The organism is Mesorhizobium sp. BHscii (genome assembly GCF_053848065.1).
Genome location: NZ_JBSPKW010000003.1, coordinates 60,520 through 78,992 on the forward strand (window position 1 = coordinate 60,520; position 18,473 = coordinate 78,992).

The 18,473-nt window shown below is 61.7% G+C and carries 17 protein-coding genes; 12 read left to right on the forward strand and 5 right to left on the reverse strand.

The features are described 5' to 3' along the window. Positions 1-38: 38 nt before the first annotated feature. The 4 genes from ACWTU7_RS05540 to ACWTU7_RS05555 all read left to right on the forward strand — a co-directional run bounded on the left by ACWTU7_RS05540 (position 39) and on the right by ACWTU7_RS05555 (position 4,060). Positions 39-1,688 (forward strand): ABC transporter substrate-binding protein, encoded by a 1,650-nt coding sequence (locus ACWTU7_RS05540; RefSeq protein ID WP_095521814.1) that lies wholly within the window; start codon positions 39-41, stop codon positions 1,686-1,688. A 141-nt stretch (positions 1,689-1,829) separates the two neighbouring features. Next, positions 1,830-2,309, forward strand: coding sequence for a DUF3828 domain-containing protein (locus tag ACWTU7_RS05545; protein ID WP_455838063.1), 480 nt, complete (start codon positions 1,830-1,832; stop codon positions 2,307-2,309). 4 nt (positions 2,310-2,313) lie between these two features. Next, a complete protein-coding gene (locus tag ACWTU7_RS05550) occupies positions 2,314-2,868 on the forward strand; it encodes a hypothetical protein (protein WP_455838064.1) in 555 nt (184 codons plus the stop codon). A gap of 7 nt (positions 2,869-2,875) precedes the next feature. Further along, positions 2,876-4,060: a mandelate racemase/muconate lactonizing enzyme family protein gene (locus ACWTU7_RS05555; RefSeq protein WP_455838065.1), complete on the forward strand. Its 1,185-nt coding sequence runs from the start codon at positions 2,876-2,878 to the stop codon at positions 4,058-4,060. Between the two features lie 29 nt (positions 4,061-4,089). Here ACWTU7_RS05555 and queF read toward each other — a convergent pair whose 3' ends face one another. After that, complete coding sequence (gene queF / locus ACWTU7_RS05560) at positions 4,090-4,551, reverse strand: preQ(1) synthase (protein ID WP_455838066.1); 462 nt, start codon at positions 4,549-4,551, stop codon at positions 4,090-4,092. A 134-nt stretch (positions 4,552-4,685) separates the two neighbouring features. Here queF and ACWTU7_RS05565 point away from each other — a divergent pair, with 134 nt between their 5' ends. Continuing rightward, complete coding sequence (locus ACWTU7_RS05565; RefSeq protein ID WP_455838067.1) at positions 4,686-6,731, forward strand: oxidoreductase; 2,046 nt, start codon at positions 4,686-4,688, stop codon at positions 6,729-6,731. A gap of 137 nt (positions 6,732-6,868) precedes the next feature. Here the strand turns inward: ACWTU7_RS05565 and ACWTU7_RS05570 are convergent, their stop codons facing one another. Beyond that, complete coding sequence (locus ACWTU7_RS05570) at positions 6,869-7,276, reverse strand: hypothetical protein (protein ID WP_128344251.1); 408 nt, start codon at positions 7,274-7,276, stop codon at positions 6,869-6,871. A 115-nt stretch (positions 7,277-7,391) separates the two neighbouring features. On the opposite strand from ACWTU7_RS05570, the gene ACWTU7_RS05575 reads away from it, so the two are divergent. Continuing rightward, a complete protein-coding gene (locus ACWTU7_RS05575; protein WP_455838068.1) occupies positions 7,392-7,820 on the forward strand; it encodes a MarR family winged helix-turn-helix transcriptional regulator in 429 nt (142 codons plus the stop codon). A 22-nt stretch (positions 7,821-7,842) separates the two neighbouring features. On the opposite strand, the gene ACWTU7_RS05580 is transcribed toward ACWTU7_RS05575, so the two are convergent. Beyond that, complete coding sequence (locus tag ACWTU7_RS05580; RefSeq protein ID WP_455838069.1) at positions 7,843-9,912, reverse strand: putative bifunctional diguanylate cyclase/phosphodiesterase; 2,070 nt, start codon at positions 9,910-9,912, stop codon at positions 7,843-7,845. 287 nt (positions 9,913-10,199) lie between these two features. Here ACWTU7_RS05580 and ACWTU7_RS05585 point away from each other — a divergent pair, with 287 nt between their 5' ends. Both ACWTU7_RS05585 and tdh read left to right on the forward strand, forming a co-directional pair. After that, positions 10,200-11,387 (forward strand): glycine C-acetyltransferase, encoded by a 1,188-nt coding sequence (locus ACWTU7_RS05585; RefSeq protein ID WP_455838070.1) that lies wholly within the window; start codon positions 10,200-10,202, stop codon positions 11,385-11,387. A 60-nt stretch (positions 11,388-11,447) separates the two neighbouring features. Continuing rightward, on the forward strand, positions 11,448-12,482 hold the full coding sequence (gene tdh, locus ACWTU7_RS05590) for an L-threonine 3-dehydrogenase (RefSeq protein WP_029354055.1): 1,035 nt from the start codon (positions 11,448-11,450) through the stop codon (positions 12,480-12,482). Between the two features lie 4 nt (positions 12,483-12,486). Here tdh and ACWTU7_RS05595 read toward each other — a convergent pair whose 3' ends face one another. Further along, entirely contained in the window at positions 12,487-12,924 is a 438-nt protein-coding gene (locus tag ACWTU7_RS05595; protein ID WP_029354053.1) for a MarR family winged helix-turn-helix transcriptional regulator, read from the reverse strand. A 135-nt stretch (positions 12,925-13,059) separates the two neighbouring features. Between ACWTU7_RS05595 and hmgA the strand changes: the two genes are divergently transcribed. The 4 genes from hmgA (at position 13,060) to ACWTU7_RS05615 (ending at position 17,230) form a co-directional block, all read left to right on the forward strand. Next, the gene (hmgA, locus tag ACWTU7_RS05600) at positions 13,060-14,373 is read left to right on the forward strand and encodes a homogentisate 1,2-dioxygenase (RefSeq protein ID WP_455838071.1); all 1,314 of its coding nucleotides are present in this window, start codon (positions 13,060-13,062) and stop codon (positions 14,371-14,373) included. Continuing rightward, positions 14,370-15,242 (forward strand): MBL fold metallo-hydrolase, encoded by an 873-nt coding sequence (locus ACWTU7_RS05605; protein WP_455838072.1) that lies wholly within the window; start codon positions 14,370-14,372, stop codon positions 15,240-15,242. The genes hmgA and ACWTU7_RS05605 overlap by 4 nt, the downstream gene beginning before the upstream one ends. A gap of 92 nt (positions 15,243-15,334) precedes the next feature. Further along, positions 15,335-16,348: a fumarylacetoacetate hydrolase family protein gene (locus ACWTU7_RS05610; protein WP_455838073.1), complete on the forward strand. Its 1,014-nt coding sequence runs from the start codon at positions 15,335-15,337 to the stop codon at positions 16,346-16,348. A gap of 345 nt (positions 16,349-16,693) precedes the next feature. Further along, on the forward strand, positions 16,694-17,230 hold the full coding sequence (locus tag ACWTU7_RS05615; protein WP_455838074.1) for a DinB family protein: 537 nt from the start codon (positions 16,694-16,696) through the stop codon (positions 17,228-17,230). A gap of 17 nt (positions 17,231-17,247) precedes the next feature. Here ACWTU7_RS05615 and hppD read toward each other — a convergent pair whose 3' ends face one another. After that, positions 17,248-18,360: a 4-hydroxyphenylpyruvate dioxygenase gene (gene hppD, locus ACWTU7_RS05620; RefSeq protein WP_455838075.1), complete on the reverse strand. Its 1,113-nt coding sequence runs from the start codon at positions 18,358-18,360 to the stop codon at positions 17,248-17,250. Positions 18,361-18,473: the final 113 nt, after the last annotated feature.

The window sequence follows — 18,473 nt, forward strand, 5'->3', positions numbered from 1 at the left end:
CAGGCGAAGACCTGACGGGAATCAGACGGGAGGAAAAAATGACAATCTTCAGAAGCAACGGCGATCGCGTGCCGAATGCGATCGAGGCAATGGCGGCAGAGACGCGTGCAGGCCGGATGGACCGGCGCGAGTTTCTGGCGCTGGCAAGCGCCTTTGGGGCATCGACGGCCCTTGCCTACGGCATGATCGGTCTGGCCGTGCCGGAGCAGGCTTTGGCCGAGGAGCCGAAGAAGGGCGGAACGCTGCACGTTTCGATGTCGGTGAAGGCGCAGAAGGATCCCCGCACTTATGACTGGGTGGAGATGGCAAACGTCACCCGAACCTGGCTGGAGCCGCTGGTGCGCTACACCAAACAGTTCACCTTCGAACCGGTTCTGCTCGAAAGCTGGGACGTCAATGACGACGCCACCGAATATACGCTGCACCTGCGCAAGGGCGTGACCTGGAACAATGGCGATGCCTTCAACGCCGATGACGTTGTCTTCAATCTGACGCGCTGGTGCGAGAAAGGCGCCTCGGGCAATTCGATGGCCGCGCGCGTCGGCGCGCTGATCGACGCAAAGACCGGCAAGGCAAGGGATGGCGCCATAACCAAGGTCGACGACAACACCGTCAAGCTGAAGCTGAACGAGCCTGATATCTCGCTGATCCCGAACTTCACCGACTATCCGGCGCTCGTTGTCCACCGCAACTTTGACGCCGACGGCGCCGACCCGATCAAGAAGCCGATCGGTACTGGACCTTTCGAGCTTGTCTCTTATGATGTCGGCCAGAAAGCGGTCGTCAAGCGTCGTGAGAACGGCAAGTGGTGGGGCGGCGAGGCGCCTCTCGACAGTGTCGAATTCATCGACTACGGCACCGACTTCAACGCCACCGTGAACGCGTTCGAGTCCGGCGAGATCGACATCAACTTCGAGACGCCCGCAGACTTCATCGACATCCTCGACAAGATGGATTTGGTGAAATCGGAGGTCGCGACAGCGACCACACTGGTTGCCCGCACCAACATCACCCACAAGCCCTATGACAACCAAAAGGTGCGCAACGCGCTGCAGATGGCGGTCGACAACGGCGCCGTGCTGCAACTTGGCTATGCCGGGCGAGGGACCGTCGGCGAGAACCACCATGTCAGCCCGATCCATCCGGAATATTATCCGCTGCCCAAGAAGACGCGGGACGCGGCCGGCGCCAAGAAGCTGATGGCCGACGCGGGGCAGGCGGACTTCGAGCATGAGCTGATCACCGTCGAGGACGAGTGGCAGAAGAACACCGGCGATGCGATCGCCGGGCAGTTGCGCGATGCCGGCATCAAGGTGAAGCGAACGGTGCTGCCGGGCTCGACCTTCTGGAACGACTGGACGAAATATCCTTATTCCATGACGATCTGGTACATGCGCCCGCTAGGGGTTCAGGTGTTGGCGCTCGGCTATCGCACTGGCGAGGCCTGGAATGAGACGGCGTATTCGAATCCCGATTTCGACGCCAAGCTCAAGCAGGCCCTCTCGCTCGTCGACGTGGAGAAGCGGCGCGAGGTGATGAAGGACATCGAGCAGATCCTGCAGGATTCGGGCGTCATCATTCAGCCGTTCTGGCAGAAGCTGTACAGCCACATGGACAAGAAGGTGAAGAATTACGCTGTCCACCAGACTTTCGAGATGGATCTCCAGAACGTCTGGCTGGACGCCTGAGTTAGCGCCCAAGGGCGCCTGAGTTAACGCCCAAGGGCGCCTGAGTTAACGCCCAAGAGGATTTCATGGGCCGCAAAAAATCCGGGATGCAGGATTCGTGGTATTGAACGGTTCCCACCACGAAAACCTGGAGATTATCGGATGAGACTGACTGTGCTTGCCGCCGCTCTCTCGATCGCAGCGCCTGCGGCCGCTCTGGCCGGGCCGGCAGCCAATGCGGTGAAGTTCTTCTACTTGCCTGAGGTCAAATTCGAGCCCGACGCGAAATACCGCGACCGTTTCACCGAGCCGGTGACCAAGTTGTTCGGCCTCAACGACCAGGCACAGAAGAACAAGCCGGACGAGGTGCCTTGCATCGACTTCGCCCCCGGTCTCGACGCTCAGGACTATGACGAGGAGACAGTCGCCAAGACACTGAAGCTGTCTGAAGCAGTGGATGGCGACAGCGCCAGCGTGACAGTGACGTTCAACCTTTTCCCGGAAGGCGATGACTCCAAACGCGAAATGGTCTGGTCGCTGAAGAAGGTTGACGGCAAATGGAAGGTCGCCGACATCACCTCGAAGACCAGTGGCTGGACACTGAGTGCGCTCGAGTGCCTGGCTGGCCAGACTCCGGAGTGATGCTATGGCCCGCGCCCTGGCCCTGGCGACTGTGTGCCTGCTGGCAGCGGGGTTGAGCAGCACCGCCGCTCAGGGCCTGTTCGGCGCGCCGCCCGCAAATGCGCCGGCCGATAATGCTGCAACTTCGCCGACCGCGTCCCAGCCGACCGATAGCGCCCCGGCAGCGCCGGTGCGGCTGGGTTCGCCAACGGCGGTGGTGAAACCGTTCTACGAGCATGTCGGGCTCGAGCTCGATCCGGCCCAGCGCAGCCACTTCGCCGATCCCGCGAAGTCGGTGCTCGACAAGAGCGATGCGCTGCGGAAATCGGGGCAGGGCGAATGCCTCGATCCCAACATGGCGCTGGACAATGCGGAATACGACAAGACCGAAATCGATAAGAGCCTAAAGACCATTGAAGCGGTCAAGGGCGACGAAGCCAAGGTGGTCGTCGCCTTCGTCGTCGCCGGCAATCCGCACCGGCTGGAGTGGAAATTCAGGAAAGTCGACGGCGACTGGAAGGTATCAGACCTTCTGTCGGTGACCGGCGAATGGGCGCTCAGCCAGTACCAATGCGAGTAGGCAGACGATGAAGATCACCAACATCCGCGTCACCCATGTCAACGTTCCGCTAGACGCCCCATTCTGGTGGACGGCCGGACTTTATGGCGGCGCCTCGAAGTCGATCATCGAGGTCGAGACGGACGAAGGGGTAGTCGGACTAGGCGAGGCGCCGTGGTGGCATTTCGGCGAGGTGATCAAGGCCGAGATCGCGCCGGCGCTGATCGGCGCCGATCCGCTCGACATTGCCGACTGCGAGGCGCGCTGCGTGCCGCCCTGGCAGATTACCGCCAACACCGGCGAGAATGCCGCATCCGTGGCGTTCGGAGCCGTCGAGCTGGCGCTGTGGGACATCAGAGGCAAGGTCATCGGCATGCCGCTCTACAAAGTCCTCGGCGGCGCGGTGCGCAAGGACATTCCGTTTTCGGAATATTTTTCGTTTCGCGCCGCGCAGAATGGAGCGGGCGGCGAGATGACGTCCGAAGCGATCGTCGAGTACTGCCTAAAGATGCGCGAGGAGCATGGCTCGACCATCTTCGAGGGCAAGCTGATCATGGGCGATCCCGAGCTCGAGATCAGGACCGTGCGCATGCTGCGCGAGGCGCTTGGCGATAAGGCGCAGATCAAACTCGATTCCAACATGCAGTGGTCGCTGACCACGGCGCGCTGGGTGCTGCGCGAGATCGAGCCGTTCAACATCCGCAATTATGAGGATCCGGTCGCGACCTTCGAGGAGATGGCGGCGCTGCGCCAGCATTCGCGCATCCCGTTCTCCACGCACATCCCGGATCTCAGACGGGCCGTCGCGCTTGGCGCGCCGGATTACTTCGTCTGCAATTTCGCAGCACTCGGCGGCTTGTCGAAAACCCTGAAGTTCATTGCCGCCTGTGAGGCGATGGGCAAGGGTTTTTGGTGCTATTCCAACGACCTCGGCATCATGACATCAGCCTATCTGCATGTCGTGGCGGCGACGCCATGGATTACCGAAGCATCGCAATCGCTGTTTCGCTGGCAGATCGGCGACGTTATCAAGGACGGTCCGTTCCGGCAGGCGGGCAACACGGTGCGTGTGCCGGAGGGCAACGGATTGGGCGTTGAGCTTGACCCCGCTGCGATGAAGCGCTGGGCGGGGCACTTCGCCGAGCATGGGCCGATGGGCCATTTCAGCGACCCGAACAACCCTGGCCGCTACCGGCGGCTGCCGCTCAACTGATGCAGCGTATTTTCCGTAGAAACTCAGGCTCAGCCGCGCCCGCGATAGGGTGCGACGCCGGTGTCGGGCAGCCAGGCGCCTTCAGGCGGCGCGCCGGTCTGCCAGAACACATCGATCGGAATGCCGCCGCGTGGATACCAGTAGCCGCCAATGCGCAACCACAGTGGTTTGGTCGCGGCGATGATGCGGCGGCCGATCATGACGGTGCACTCTTCATGAAAGGCGCCGTGGTTGCGAAACGAGGTCATGAACAGCTTGAGCGACTTCGATTCCACCAGCAGCGTATCGGGTGCATAGTCGATGACGATATGGGCGAAGTCCGGCTGGCCGGTGACCGGGCAAAGCGACGTGAATTCCGGGCAGGTGAAGCGGACGATGGCCGGGGGCCCGTCGCCGCGCGAAAACGGCACGGTTTCCAGGACTGCCGCCTCAGGGCTCTGTGGCGTCTCGACGTTGGTGCCGAGCTGGGTAAGGCTTTTCGTATCGGTCATGGGCGGGTTCCCTACTGCATGTCGCCCAAAGCCTGCCCACGGGCCAGACCCGAGGGTGCGCAGCGGTTTTGGACAACGAGCGTAAAAACAAAAATTTGCCGCTCTTTAGCACAATTTGAAACAGTAGGAAGACGATGACCACCAACGATCCGCTTCTCCGGCCTTATCAGCTCAAACATCTGACGCTGAAGAACCGGGTCATGTCGACCAGCCATGAGCCGGCCTATTCCGAGGACGGCATGCCGAAAGAGCGCTACCGGCTCTACCACGCCGAAAAGGCCAAGGGCGGCATGGCGCTGACCATGACCGCCGGTTCGGCGATCGTCTCGCGCGACAGCCCGGCCGCCTTCGGCAATCTGCATGTCTATGACGACCGCATCGTGCCGTGGCTCACCGAACTCGCCGATGTCTGCCACGAGCATGACTGCAAGGTGATGATCCAGATCACCCATCTCGGCCGCCGCACCGGCTGGAACAAGGCCGACTGGCTTCCGGTGCTGTCCGCCTCGCCGGTGCGCGAGCCGGCGCACCGCGCCTTCCCAAAGACCATCGAGGACTGGGATATAGAGCGCATTGTCGCCGACTACGCCGCCGCCGCCCAGCGCTGCCAGGCCGCCGGCCTCGACGGCATCGAGTTCGAGGCCTATGGCCACCTGATGGACGGCTTCTGGTCGCCCGCCACCAACCAGCGCGACGACGATTTCGGCGGCTCGCTAGACAACCGCTTGCGCTTCACCGGCATGGTGCTCGACGCGGTGCGGGCAGCGGTCGGCGACAAATTCGTCGTCGGCATTCGCATGGTCGCCGACGAGGATTTTGAGAAGGGCCTGTCGAAGCAGGAAGGCGTCGAGATCGCTAGGCGGCTGGCCGGCTCCGGCAAGGTCGATTTCCTCAACATCATCCGCGGCTCGATCGAAACCGATGCCGCGCTGACCAGGGTCATCCCGGTGACCGGCATGCGCTCGTCGCCGCATCTCGACTTCGCCGGTGAGGTCAGGGCGGCGACGAAATTCCCGACCTTCCATGCGGCGCGGATTGCCGATGTCGCCACCGCGCGTCACGCCATCGCCACCGGCAAGCTCGACATGGTCGGCATGACCCGCGCCCACATCGCCGATCCGCACATCGTTCGGAAAGTGATGGAGGGCCGCGAGCACGAGATCCGCCCTTGCGTCGGCGCCACTTACTGCCTCGACCGCATCTATGAAGGCGGCGAGGCGCTGTGCATCCACAACGCGGCAACCGGCCGGGAGGCTGATATCCCGCACATCATCCCCAGGACCGAGGGACCGAAGCGAAACGTGGTCGTCGTCGGCGCTGGGGCCGGCGGGCTGGAGGCGGCGCGTGTCGCTGCCGAGCGCGGGCACCAGGTCACGGTGCTGGAAGCGTCGAGCCAGGCCGGCGGCCAGGTGCGGCTGGCGACACAGAACCCGCGCCGCAAGGAACTGATCGGTATCATCGACTGGCGGCTGGCCGAACTCGACCGGCTCGGCGTCGAGATCCGCTATGACACCTGGGCGGAGAAGGACGATGTTCTGGCGCTATCGCCCGACGTAGTGGTGATAGCCACCGGCGGCCTGCCCCAGAACCCGCCGCTGGCGGCGGGCGACAATCTCGTCACGTCGAGCTGGGATATCATGGCCGGCAGCGTCAAGCCGGCCGAAAACGTGCTGCTCTATGACGACAATGGCGGCCATCAAGGCATGGGAGCCGCCGAGCTGATCGCGGGCAGCGGCGCAAGGCTGGAGCTTGTTTCGCCCGAACGCTTCTTCGCCCCGGAAATGGGCGGCATGAATCACGTGCCGTATATGCGCGCCTTCCAGGAGAAGGGCGTCACCATCACTATAAACACACGGCTGCGCTCGGTACGGCGCGAGGGCAATCAACTGGTTGCGGAGCTCGGCTCAGACTTCGCCGACGGCTGGCGCGGCGAGCGGCGGGTCGATCAGGTGGTGGTCGAGCACGGCACGCTGCCGCTCGATGACCTCTATCTTGCACTGAAACCGCTGTCGAAGAATGGCGGCGCGGTCGACTACGAGCGGCTGGTCAATGGCGGCGACATTTTTCCGGCGCGCAATCAGCAAGGCGGTTTCGTGCTCTTCCGCATCGGCGATGCGGTCGCCTCGCGCAACATCCACGCCGCAATCTACGACGGCATCAGGTTCGGCCTGAGGATCTGAGGATCGCTTTGGATTGGTGGCGCGCAGCCGAACCTCCGTACGGAGAGCCACCAGGCAAGTCGGACCGATCTGCGCGCCACCCGCCGCCGGCTTGCGGCCGGAAATCGTACGATCTTGTCAATTGCGGCGGGCCCCGCTCAGAACAACCTGGCGGTAGCCATACAAAGTACGGTGATGACCAGCAGCCCACCAGCGATGCGTTCGCCCCTTGTCATTTTCGCGCGCAGCTGGGTTTCCGTCGCCGCGTCGGTGCCGGCGAGCTGCCTGCTGGCAGAGCCGACCAGCGCGCCCTGGACGCCCGCGGCAATCAGGGCTGTGGCGATACCCAGGGCCAGAACCATTTCCATCGAACCGAAATAGCCGCCGTGGAAGAAATACCAGAGGAGGGCGCCGGTCAGGAAAACCATGCCGGCCGCTCGCATTTGCGGCCGGAAAAACCGTTCGATCCGAATCTCCGGATCGCGGGCGACAGCGATGGTCGTTCCAGCCCAGAACACACCGGCCAATACGTGAAGGCCGAGGACAATGATGTAGACATACTGCATGACCGCATTTCCTCCTTTCCCCACGCTCACCATAATGTTAGATATCTAATGATTAGGTGTCAATGTATAAGCTGGGCCAGTTCCATCGGCCTTTCCCTTGCTCTAGTGTCGGATCATGACGCCTTTTGATCACCCGCCAATCGGGATGAATCTCGCCCGCACCGCAAAGCTTGTCGCACAGGCCTTCGACGCCGCCTTGGTCGAGGCTGGCGGCACGCTACCTGTCTGGGTCACTCTGTTGTCGATCAAGTCGCGCGAGCTGGCCAACCAGCGCGAGCTCGCCGGCATGATCGGAATCCAAGGCGCGACGCTGACCCATCATCTGAACGCGATGGAGACGCAAGGCCTGCTGACCCGGCGCCGAGATCCGGAAAACCGCCGGGTCCATCAGGTCGAGCTGACTCAAGCCGGAGAAGCGTTGTTCCTGGAATTGCGCACCGCCGCGTTAGCCTTCGACAAACGGCTGCGGAAAGGACTGTCCAACGACAGGCTGGCCGAGTTTGCAGAGGTGCTGGCTGTGCTACGGGCCAATGTCGAGGGTTAGAAATTAGGATAGGAAAACGGATCTACGCCCGGCAGCCCTGCAGCACCGTTAGCCTGGCTCTCTTCGGCGCCCGCGCGACCAGCCATTGGCGTGCCTTGTCCTGCGGCATCGGGAAGGCGATGGAATAGCCCTGCACCTGGTCGCAGCCGATCGCCATCAGCGAATCGAGCTCGGCCTCGGTTTCTGCGCCCTCGGCGACGATCGAGATGCCGAGGCCGCGGGCGAGTTCGGTGATGGCTCGCACGATCTTGGTGTTGTCGCCGTTCTCATTGATGTTCTGGACGAAGCGGCGATCGATCTTCAGCCGGTCGATCTCGTTCGGGTTGACGTGGCTGAGCGAGGCGTAGCCGGTGCCGAAATCGTCGAGTTCGAGATGAACACCGGCGGCGCGGATGTGCCGTAGCTTTGCCGCGATGCCGGTCTTCTCGTCGTCGAGAATGACGGATTCGACGATTTCCAGCGAAAGTCTTTGTGGCGGCAGGCCGGCCTTTTCCAGCGTATCGAAGAGGAAGGCGTCGAAATCGGGCTCGCGCAATTCGCTGCCGGATACGTTGACCGCGAGCCGTCCGAAGGCGACGCCGGCGCGGTTCCACTCGGCCGCCTCGCTGATTGCCTTGACGATGACAATGCGGCCGATCGCAGGCATGAGTCCGCATTTCTCGGCGACGGGAATGAACTCGCCCGGTGTGATCATGCCGCGCTCGGCATGTTCCCAGCGAACCAGCGCCTCGATGCCGCCGATCGTACCGTTCGACAACGAAACCTGTGGCTGGAAATAGACCTGGAACGCCTTCTCCGCGATTGCGATCCTAATGTCATGCTCGAGCTGCTTGCGGTAATCGAGTTCATGCCGCAATTCCTCGGAGAAGAATGAGAGACTGCCACTCTGCTGCTTGGCGGAGCGGAGCGCGAGGTCGGCATGGACGAGCAGATCTTGCGCATTGTCGGCGTCGACCGGATAGACGGCGACGCCGGCGCTGGCGCCTGGAAGGATGGTCGTGCCCTGAAAGACGATCGGTTCGTTGATCTGCGTCAGCACGCGCCTGGCGACCATGTTGATGTCCTCGGTGCCGCCGGCACCATTGAGGATCATTACGAACTCGTCGCTGCCGAGACGCACGCAGAGATCCGATGCCCGGCAGGAATCGCGCATGCGCTGCGCCGTCACCACCAGCACATAGTCGCCGGCGGCGTGGCCAAGCGTGTCGTTGATCTGCTTGAACCGGTCGAGGTCGAGGTGGACCGCCGCAAGCCGCTCCCGCCGACGCTGTGCACCCTTGATCAGCGTATCGAAATGGTCGGTCAGGAAGGTGCGGTTGTGCAGGCCGGTAAGGCCGTCATGCACGGCGATGAAAGCCATGGAATTGCGGGCATCGATCAGTTCGTGTGTCTTGCGCAGGATGGCGTTCGACATCGGCCTGAAGATGAAAAGTGCCACCAGCACGATGACGCCGATGGTGGTGTAGAACAGCGTTCGATGGAGATCGAGAAGTGTTTCCGATCGCGCATCGGCATGGGCGCTGATCCGCTGGCCGAGTGCCGCATAGCCCGACAGGGTCGCATTGGCGATGGAAGCGTCGAGGTTGACGCGTTCGCCGCCGCCCTTGTAGCCGCCATTATCGGCCATGCCGAGTCGTGATTCGAACGCCGAAACCAGGCGTTGGCCGTTGGCGATAAGCCCGACCGAGAAGTAGTCGAGATGAAACGGCTTGGCGAAAAGCACGCTCTCGACTGATTTCGGATCCAACCTTGCCGGTGACGCCGGGTCGGCGACGACCCGCTCGAGCAGAAGGTCATAGTTCCTCTCGAACTCCGCCGTGGCCTGTTTGAATGCGGTGACCAGAGCCGGTTGTTGGTTGCGCGAAGCAGTACCTGCCGCGTTGGCAAGGAAGACAATGCGTTGCGACAGCGTCTTTTGCATGCCGACAATATCGAGCAGCGTGTCGTCGTGCCGCTGGTCAGCCATCATCTGCTGGAGAAGGATGAAGGAGGCCATCACCATGGCTGCAATGATCAGCAGCGCCAGCCAATAGCCGGCCTTGATCAACAGTATAAGCCTGCCCGAAATGGTTTGCACCGGTTGCTGCGACATTTTCTGAGGCGGTCCCTCTCGCCGACAGATTGTTAGGTGTGAGAACCATTGGCTTGAAAGTGTTAACAGCTCTGGAAGGACAGAGCTGCGACAGCGGCAGCGGTGGAAAGCTCGCGAAATGGTTATCGCGTTCTTTCGCGCCGCAGCTGCATTTGAGCATCCGCCAGTTGGCGGCATTCTAGCCACATTCTGGTCACTGACCGTCGCATCACCGAAGCGGTCGCTTTTGCGGTGGATTTTTCGCCCGCGCGGGGCGACAGTCCATTCAATCTCAACAGGGCCTGATCATGAGTGCGGCATTCCTCTCCCATATCGATAGCGAGCTTCAAGGGCTGAAATCGGCCGGCCTCTACAAATCCGAGCGGGTGATCACCTCGACGCAGTCGGCCGAGATCGAGGTGGGTGGCGAAAAGGTGCTGAATTTCTGCGCCAACAATTATCTCGGCCTCGCAGACAGCGCCGAATTGCGCGACGCGGCCAAGCAGGCACTCGACCGCTATGGTTATGGCATGGCGTCGGTGCGCTTCATCTGCGGCACGCAGGAAGAGCACAAGCAGCTCGAGGCGACGATTTCTGGCTTCCTCGGCATGGAGGATACGATCCTCTACGGCTCGTGCTTCGATGCCAATGGCGGCCTGTTCGAGACGCTGCTCGGCGAGGAGGATGCGGTCATCTCCGACGCGCTGAACCACGCTTCGATCATCGACGGCGTGCGGCTGTCGAAGGCGAAGCGCTTCCGCTATGCCAACAACGACATGGCCGATCTGGAGGCGCGGCTGAAGGAGGCAAGGGATTGCCGTTTTCGGCTGATCGCCACCGATGGTGTATTTTCCATGGACGGCATCATCGCCAATCTGAAGGGCGTCTGCGATCTCGCCGAGAAGTACGATGCAATGGTAATGGTGGATGACAGCCATGCAGTTGGCTTCGTTGGCAGGAACGGCCGCGGCTCGGCCGAGCATTGCGGCGTTGAGGGCAGGGTGGATATTATCACCGGCACGCTCGGCAAGGCGCTGGGCGGCGCGTCGGGCGGCTACACATCGGGCAAGAGCCAGGTGGTCGACTGGTTGCGCCAGCGCTCGCGTCCCTATCTGTTTTCCAACACGCTGATGCCGGCGATTGCGGGCGCCTCGATCCGGGTTTTCGAACTGATCGGCAATGGCGATGCGCTGCGTCAGCGCCTCTATGCCAATGCGGCACGCTTCCGGTCTGAAATGGGTAAGCTCGGCTTTACGCTTGCCGGCGCCGATCATCCGATCATCCCGGTTATGCTGGGCGATGCGACGCTGGCGCTGGAGATGGCGGCGCGCATGCTGAAGCGCGGCATCTATGTCATCGGCTTCTCGTTTCCGGTGGTGCCGAAGGGCCAGGCGCGCATCCGCACGCAAATGTCGGCCGCCCATTCCAGCGCCGACATCGATCGCGCGGTCGAGGCGTTCGGCGCGATCGGGCGCGAACTCGGTGTGATTTCCTGAACGGCCGGAACAGAAACCGATTTCGGGTCATTCGGATCAAGAGATTCAAGGGACAAAAGAATGTCGAACATGATGAAGGCGCTGGTCAAGGCCAAGGCCGAGCCGGGCATCTGGATGGAAGAGGTGCCGGTGCCGGAAATCGGCCCGAACGACGTTCTGATCAAGATCAGGAAGACAGCGATCTGCGGTACCGACGTTCACATCTACAATTGGGACCAGTGGGCGCAAAAGACCGTGCCGGTGCCGATGGTGACCGGCCACGAGTTCGTCGGCACGGTCGCAGACTTCGGCGCGGCGGTCACCGAATACAAGATCGGCCAGCGTGTTTCGGGCGAAGGCCATATCGTCTGCGGCCATTGCCGCAACTGCAGGGCGGGCAGGGGGCATCTGTGCCGCAACACGCTCGGCGTCGGCGTCAACCGGCCGGGCGCCTTCGGCGAATATCTGGCGATCCCGCAGCACAATGTCGTGCCGATTCCCGACGACGTGCCCGACGAGATCGCCGCAATCTTCGATCCCCTAGGCAATGCCGTGCACACGGCATTGTCCTTCGATCTCGTCGGCGAGGACGTGCTGGTCACCGGCGCCGGGCCGATCGGCATCATGGGTGCTCTGGTGGCGCAGTGCGTCGGCGCGCGAAAAGTGGTCATCACCGACATCAACCCGGTGCGGCTGGCACTGGCGAAAAAGCTCGGCGTCCAGCATGTGGTCGACGCGTCGAAGGAAAAGCTGCGCGATATCATGCCGGCGCTCGGCATGACCGAAGGTTTTGACGTCGGCCTCGAAATGTCTGGCGCCGCACCCGCCTTCCGCGACATGATCGACGCCATGAACAATGGCGGCAAGATCGCCATTCTAGGCATCGCGCCGACCGGCTTCGAGATCGACTGGAACAAGGTCATCTTCAAGATGCTGCATCTCAAGGGCATCTATGGCCGCGAGATGTTCGAGACCTGGTACAAGATGATCGCACTGGTGCAAGGCCCGCTCGACGTCACCGGCCTCATTACCCACCGCATCGTTATCGACGATTTCCAGACCGGATTCGACGCGATGCGCAGCGGCAATTCGGGCAAGGTGGTGATGGACTGGTGAGCGCCTAATCCTTGCCCAGAGCCTCCTTGAGCGCACCCAATCCATTTGTGATCGCGGTGCGCTCGCCAGCACTGAGCTTTGCCAGCAATTCCTGCTCGAACGCCTTTGCTAGCGGCACCATCTCGCGATAGGCGGCAAGGCCCGCTCCAGTCAGCATCAGGTGCTCGATTCGGCGGTCATTTTCATCCGGTTTTCGCGTGAGCCAGCGACGCCGTTCGAGCTCGGCGACGGCGCGCGAAACCTTGGTCTTGTGCATCGCCGACTGTTCGCCGAGCGCCGTCGCGGTCATACTGCCGTGCTGTCCGAGGCCGGCCAACGTGCGCCATTCGGGCCGCGTCAGGCCGTGGCGATCCTTGTAAATCCTTGAGAATTCGCGGCTGACGGCATCGGCGAGCCGGTAGAGCCGGTAGGGCAGGAAGCTTTCGAGTTCCAGGACGTCCATGATTTTGTATCCCGGCAGACACCACGGTTGATAGTTACATTTTCGATGGTTACAAATGAAACCAATTACGTCAATGCCAGCGTGCCGCAACCGTTGGAGGCGAGGAGCGCTCTGTCAGTTTCCAGGGAGGATGCCATGGCCTATTCCTACATGCCGGGGTTCGGCAACGACTTCGAAACCGAAACCTTGCCTGGCTCGCTGCCGCAGGGGCGGAATTCGCCGCAGCGGCCGGCCTACGGTCTCTATGCCGAGCAGCTTTCCGGCTCGCCCTTCACCGCGCCGCGAGGCACCAACGAGCGCTCCTGGCTCTATCGCATCAGGCCGAGCGTCAGGCACACCGGCCGCTTCAAACCAGCGAACTATCCGCTGTGGAAGAGCGCGCCGAATGTCGGCGATCACGAACTGGCGCTCGGCCAATATCGCTGGAGCCCGGTGCCGATGCCGAAGGAGCCGACCGACTTCGTTGCCGGCATCCGCAGCATCACCACCGCCGGCGACGTGCTCGGCCAGACCGGCATGGCGGCTCATGTCTATGTCGCCAACCGTTCGATGGTCGACGACCACTTCTTCAACGCCGACGGTGAGCTGCTGGTCGTGCCGCAGGTCGGCAGCCTGCGCTTCGTTACCGAAATGGGCGTCATCGAATTGCGACCGGGCGAGATCGCCGTGCTGCCGCGCGGCCTCGTGTTCAAGGTCGAACTGGTCGATGAAACAGTGCGCGGCTATGTCTGCGAGAATTACGGCGCCAAGCTGACGCTGCCGGATCGTGGCCCGATCGGCGCCAATTGCCTGGCCAATCCGCGCGATTTCAAGACGCCTTGCGCCTGGTTCGAGGACAAGGAGACGCCGTGCCGGCTGACCGTGAAATGGTGCGGGCAGTTTCATGTCACCGACCTCGATCATTCGCCGCTCGACGTGGTGGCGTGGCACGGCAATTATTCGCCCTATAAATATGATCTTGCGACCTTTTCGCCGGTCGGCGCGATCCTGTTCGACCATCCCGATCCGTCGATCTTCACGGTGCTGACCGCGCCGAGCGGCGAGGAGGGCACCGCCAACATCGACTTCGTCATCTTCCCGCCGCGCTGGCTGGTGGCCGAAAACACGTTCCGCCCGCCTTGGTACCACCGCAACATCATGAGCGAGTTCATGGGCCTGATCCACGGCCAGTACGACGCCAAGGAGGAGGGCTTCGTTCCGGGCGGCATCAGCCTGCACAATCTGATGCTGGCCCACGGGCCTGACGCGTCTGGCTTCGAAAAGGCCTCGCGCGCTGAGCTGAAACCGGTCAAGCTGGACAACACCATGGCCTTCATGTTCGAGACCCGATTCCCACAGATGCTGACCCGCTACGCCGCCGAGCTCGAAACCCGGCAGGACAATTACATCGACTGCTGGGCCGATCTGAAGAAGCGCTTCAACGGCACGCCCGAGGGCGACTGGTCTTGAGCGCTGATCCAACGCGGGATCGGCTGGTGCTGCTGGGCTCGAAGGGCGGCCCGGCACTTCGGCCGGGCGGACCGTGGCCGAGCTCATCGGTGTTGGAGATCGGCGGGCGCAACATCGTCGTCGATTGCGGGCTTGGCGTGACGCGCGGGCTGGCCGACTCCGGCATCAGCCTGAAGGCGCTAGACCTGGTCTTCATCACGCATCTGCATTCCGACCATGTGCTGGAACTCGGTCCGCTGGTCCACACCGCCTGGACGGCGGGTCTGGCGACACCGGTCACCGTGTTCGGCCCGCCCGGCACCGGCCATTACTGGCAGCGTTTTTGTCAGGCGATGGAATTCGACATCGAGACACGCATTGTCGACGAAGGCCGGCCTGATATCGAAGATATGGTTTCGATTATCGAGTTCAGCGAAGGCCCGGTGATGGAGGAACGTGGCCTGAAGGTTTCGGCGCGGCGCGTCGACCATCCGCCGGTGACCGACTGCTTCGCGGTGCGCTTCGAGCATGCCGGACAAAGCGTGGTGTTCTCCGCCGATACGGCATTCTTTCCGCCATTGGCCGATTTTGCCAAAGGCGCCGACATCCTCGTCCATGAAGCCATGTTGGAAGAAGGCATCGAGCGGCTCGTTGCGAAAACTGGCAATGGCGAAAGGCTGAGAGAACACCTGCTCGCCAGCCACAGTTTTGCCGGCGAGGCGGGGCGAATCGCCACCGATGCCGGGGTCAAAAGACTGGTTCTCAACCACCTCATTCCGGCCGACGATCCCGAGATCGGTGAGGCCGACTGGATTGCCGCCGTCAGGAAAACATGGGCCGGCGACTTGACGATCGCCCGCGACGGCCTTGTTGTGGAACTCAAGCATTGATCCCGAAAAGTGGGAACCGGTTTTCGGAAAAAGATCATGCTTAAGACAAGAATCTAAAGCGGCACCAAAGCCGCAACTGGAGAGGAAACCGCATGAAACTTGCCACATTGAAGGACGGGACGCGCGACGGAAAGTTGGTCGTCGTCTCGCGCGACCTGACGCGCTTTACCGATGCCTCGTTCCTCGTGAGGACGCTGCAGGCCGCGCTCGACGACTGGAGCCGCATCGCCCCGCATTTGGCGACAATAGCGGAATCGCTGGAGAACAATGCGGTGCCGTCAGCGCGTTTTCACGAGCATGACGCCCATTCGCCGTTGCCGCGCGCCTACCAATGGGCGGATGGTTCGGCCTATGTGAACCATGTCGAGCTGGTTCGGAAGGCGCGCGGCGCCGAGATGCCGGCAAGCTTCTGGACCGATCCGCTGATCTATCAGGGCGGTTCGGACGCCTTCATCGCGCCGCGTGACCCGATCCGGGCGGCCGACGAGGCCTTTGGCGTCGATATGGAAGGGGAGGTCGCCGTCATTGTCGATGATGTCCCGATGGGAGCAAGCCTGGATGAGACGCGGGCCGCGATCCGGCTGGTCATGCTGGTCAATGACGTCACGCTGCGCTCCCTCACTGCGCCAGAGCTTGCCAAGGGTTTTGGCTTCTTCCAGTCGAAACCGTCCTCGGCCTTTTCGCCGGTCGCGGTAACGCCGGACGAACTCGGCGATGCCTGGGATGGCGGCAAGGTCAGCCTGCCGCTGCTGGTCGACCTCAACGGCAAGCCATTCGGCCGGGCTAACGCCGGCGTGGACATGACCTTCGATTTTCCGGCGCTGATCGCGCATGCCGCAAAAACCCGGCCGCTGGCCGCCGGCACGATCATCGGTTCGGGCACGGTCTCCAACAAGCTCGACGGCGAGCCGGGCAAGCCGGTCTCCGCGGGCGGCGCCGGCTATTCCTGCATTGCCGAGTTGCGCATGATCGAGACCATCGAGGCCGGCGAACCGACAACCCCGTTCCTGCGCTTTGGCGACACTGTGCGCATCGAGATGAAGGACAGGACCGGACATTCGATTTTTGGTGCGATCGAGCAGAAGGTCGAGAAATACGCAATTTGAAGCAATCCTATATCTAGCGTCATTCCGAAGCGCTGGCCAGGATCAGGATGCCGTACACCGCTACTTATCTCTGGTTTGTGGGAATTTGTGGCATCGCTACTGCCTGGCTTCTAATTTCGGCAATCCGACTTTGCCATCAGGTTGAGGACCGATCTGAAAGACTCCGCAACTTCAGCAGCGTTGCGCGTCGGGCGAAGCTTATTTACGTCGCTTTGAACCGGGACGTTGCAAGCGATGTTGAAACGCAAGCGCTGCGGCGTGGCATGATCGCTCGTCTGCTAGCCATAGGTGCTATCGGTATTGCTGTGAACTTGATTGCCTGGGCTGGTTGGGCGAGTATGTGACGTGGACTTGCTGGACCATAATCGCCGCATGGCGCGCAACAATCTTTGGTCGAACGACCGGCTCTATCGCGCCGTGCTGGAGCTTAAGCCTGGTGAATTCGAAGCCGAGCGAACCAGCTTCTTTCCCTCGATCAAGGCAACGCTCAATCACATCCTGGCTGTCGATCATCTCTATCTCGATTTTCTCGAGCAGGGCGGCGTTGGCGCCGCGGCCCATGACGATTTCGTGCCGTTCGATGAACCACCAGCGCTGTTTGCCGCCCAGGCTGCATCCGACCGGCGGCTGATCGCCTTTTGCGACCGTCTGTCGGTGGATGACCTCGAGCGCAGCGTCATCACCGACCGGCGCGAGGATGGCCGGATACCGGAGCGGATCGGCGATTTGCTCGCTCATCTCTTCATCCACGACATCCACCATCGCGGGCAGGTGCACGCCATGCTGTCCGGCACTTCGGTGAAGCCGCCGCAGCTCGACGAGTTCTTCCTCGATTATGATCTGAAGCTGAGGAAAGAAGAGGTCGAGCGGCTGGGACTGTAAGCCACTCGACCGGCCGCTTATTCCGCAGCCTGCACCTTCAGCACGCCGCGCTTGATCTGGTCCTGCTCGATCGATTCGAACAAAGCGCGGAAATTGCCCTCGCCAAAACCTTCGTCGCCCTTCCTCTGGATGAATTCGAAGAAGATCGGGCCGATTACGGTTTTTGAAAAGATCTGCAGCAGGATCTTGGTCGTGCCGCCGTCAACCACGCCTTCGCCGTCAATCAGGATGCCGTGCTTTTTCATCCGCTCGATCGGCTCGTCATGGCCGTGCACGCGGGCATAGGACATCTCATAATAGATTTCCGGCGGGCCCGGCATGAACTTCAGCCCGTTGGCTGCCAGTCTGTCGGTGGCGCCGTAGATCTCGTCCGTGCCGACGGCGATGTGCTGGATGCCTTCGCCATTATATTTTTTCAAATATTCGGCGATCTGGCTGGTGTCGTCCTTGGACTCGTTGAGCGGGATACGGATCTTGCCGCAGGGCGAAGTGATGGCGCGGCTGACCAGGCCGGTGATCTTGCCGTCGATGTCGAAGAAATGGATCTGCTTGAAGCCGAACAGGTCGCGATAGAAATCCCACCATTTGTCCATGTTGCCGCGATAGACATTATGGGTGAGGTGGTCGAGATAATAGAAGCCGACGCCTTCCGGCTTCGGGTCGCGCGCGCCCAGCCAGTCGAACTCGGCATCATAGGCCGAGCCTTTCTCGCCGTAGACGTCGATGAAATAGAGCAGCGAACCGCCGATGCCTGATATCGCCGGCACATCGAGTGCCTTGTCCTTGCCTTCATAGGGTGTGGCGCCCTTGGCGACGGCATGGTCGAAGGCATGCTTGGCGTCAACCACCCGCCAGGCCATGGAGGAAGCGCAGGGGCCGTGCTTGTCGACGAATTTCATCGCATGCGAGCCGGGTTCGGCATTGACGACATAGTTGATGTCGCCCTGCCGCCAGACGGTGATGTCCTTGGTGCGGTGCTTGGCTACCGGCACATAGCCCATGCGGGTAAAAAGCTCGGCGAGCTTTTCCGGTTCGGGATGCGCGAACTCGACGAATTCGAAGCCGTCGGTGCCGGCGGGATTGGCCTTGCTGATCTTTGCGGGCGGTGCGTCGTGTGGGAAGGGGCCCATGGTGTTGTCCTCCAAAGAGCTCTGTGGCCGAAAAGGGCCATTTTCCCATAATCATAGCGCGGAACGGGCGCATGGTGCTTGCATTCAAACGCTTTAAATGATCGAGTGATGCG

What these genes read in the sequence shown, in the direction of transcription:
- ACWTU7_RS05540 (WP_095521814.1), top strand. Translation starts at nt 39, where the DNA reads ATGACAATCTTCAGAAGCAACGGCGATCGCGTGCCGAATGCGATCGAG.
- ACWTU7_RS05545 (WP_455838063.1), top strand. Translation starts at nt 1,830, where the DNA reads ATGAGACTGACTGTGCTTGCCGCCGCTCTCTCGATCGCAGCGCCTGCG.
- ACWTU7_RS05550 (WP_455838064.1), top strand. Translation starts at nt 2,314, where the DNA reads ATGGCCCGCGCCCTGGCCCTGGCGACTGTGTGCCTGCTGGCAGCGGGG.
- ACWTU7_RS05555 (WP_455838065.1), top strand. Translation starts at nt 2,876, where the DNA reads ATGAAGATCACCAACATCCGCGTCACCCATGTCAACGTTCCGCTAGAC.
- queF (WP_455838066.1), bottom strand. Translation starts at nt 4,551, where the DNA reads ATGACCGATACGAAAAGCCTTACCCAGCTCGGCACCAACGTCGAGACG.
- ACWTU7_RS05565 (WP_455838067.1), top strand. Translation starts at nt 4,686, where the DNA reads ATGACCACCAACGATCCGCTTCTCCGGCCTTATCAGCTCAAACATCTG.
- ACWTU7_RS05570 (WP_128344251.1), bottom strand. Translation starts at nt 7,276, where the DNA reads ATGCAGTATGTCTACATCATTGTCCTCGGCCTTCACGTATTGGCCGGT.
- ACWTU7_RS05575 (WP_455838068.1), top strand. Translation starts at nt 7,392, where the DNA reads ATGACGCCTTTTGATCACCCGCCAATCGGGATGAATCTCGCCCGCACC.
- ACWTU7_RS05580 (WP_455838069.1), bottom strand. Translation starts at nt 9,912, where the DNA reads ATGTCGCAGCAACCGGTGCAAACCATTTCGGGCAGGCTTATACTGTTG.
- ACWTU7_RS05585 (WP_455838070.1), top strand. Translation starts at nt 10,200, where the DNA reads ATGAGTGCGGCATTCCTCTCCCATATCGATAGCGAGCTTCAAGGGCTG.
- tdh (WP_029354055.1), top strand. Translation starts at nt 11,448, where the DNA reads ATGTCGAACATGATGAAGGCGCTGGTCAAGGCCAAGGCCGAGCCGGGC.
- ACWTU7_RS05595 (WP_029354053.1), bottom strand. Translation starts at nt 12,924, where the DNA reads ATGGACGTCCTGGAACTCGAAAGCTTCCTGCCCTACCGGCTCTACCGG.
- hmgA (WP_455838071.1), top strand. Translation starts at nt 13,060, where the DNA reads ATGGCCTATTCCTACATGCCGGGGTTCGGCAACGACTTCGAAACCGAA.
- ACWTU7_RS05610 (WP_455838073.1), top strand. Translation starts at nt 15,335, where the DNA reads ATGAAACTTGCCACATTGAAGGACGGGACGCGCGACGGAAAGTTGGTC.
- hppD (WP_455838075.1), bottom strand. Translation starts at nt 18,360, where the DNA reads ATGGGCCCCTTCCCACACGACGCACCGCCCGCAAAGATCAGCAAGGCC.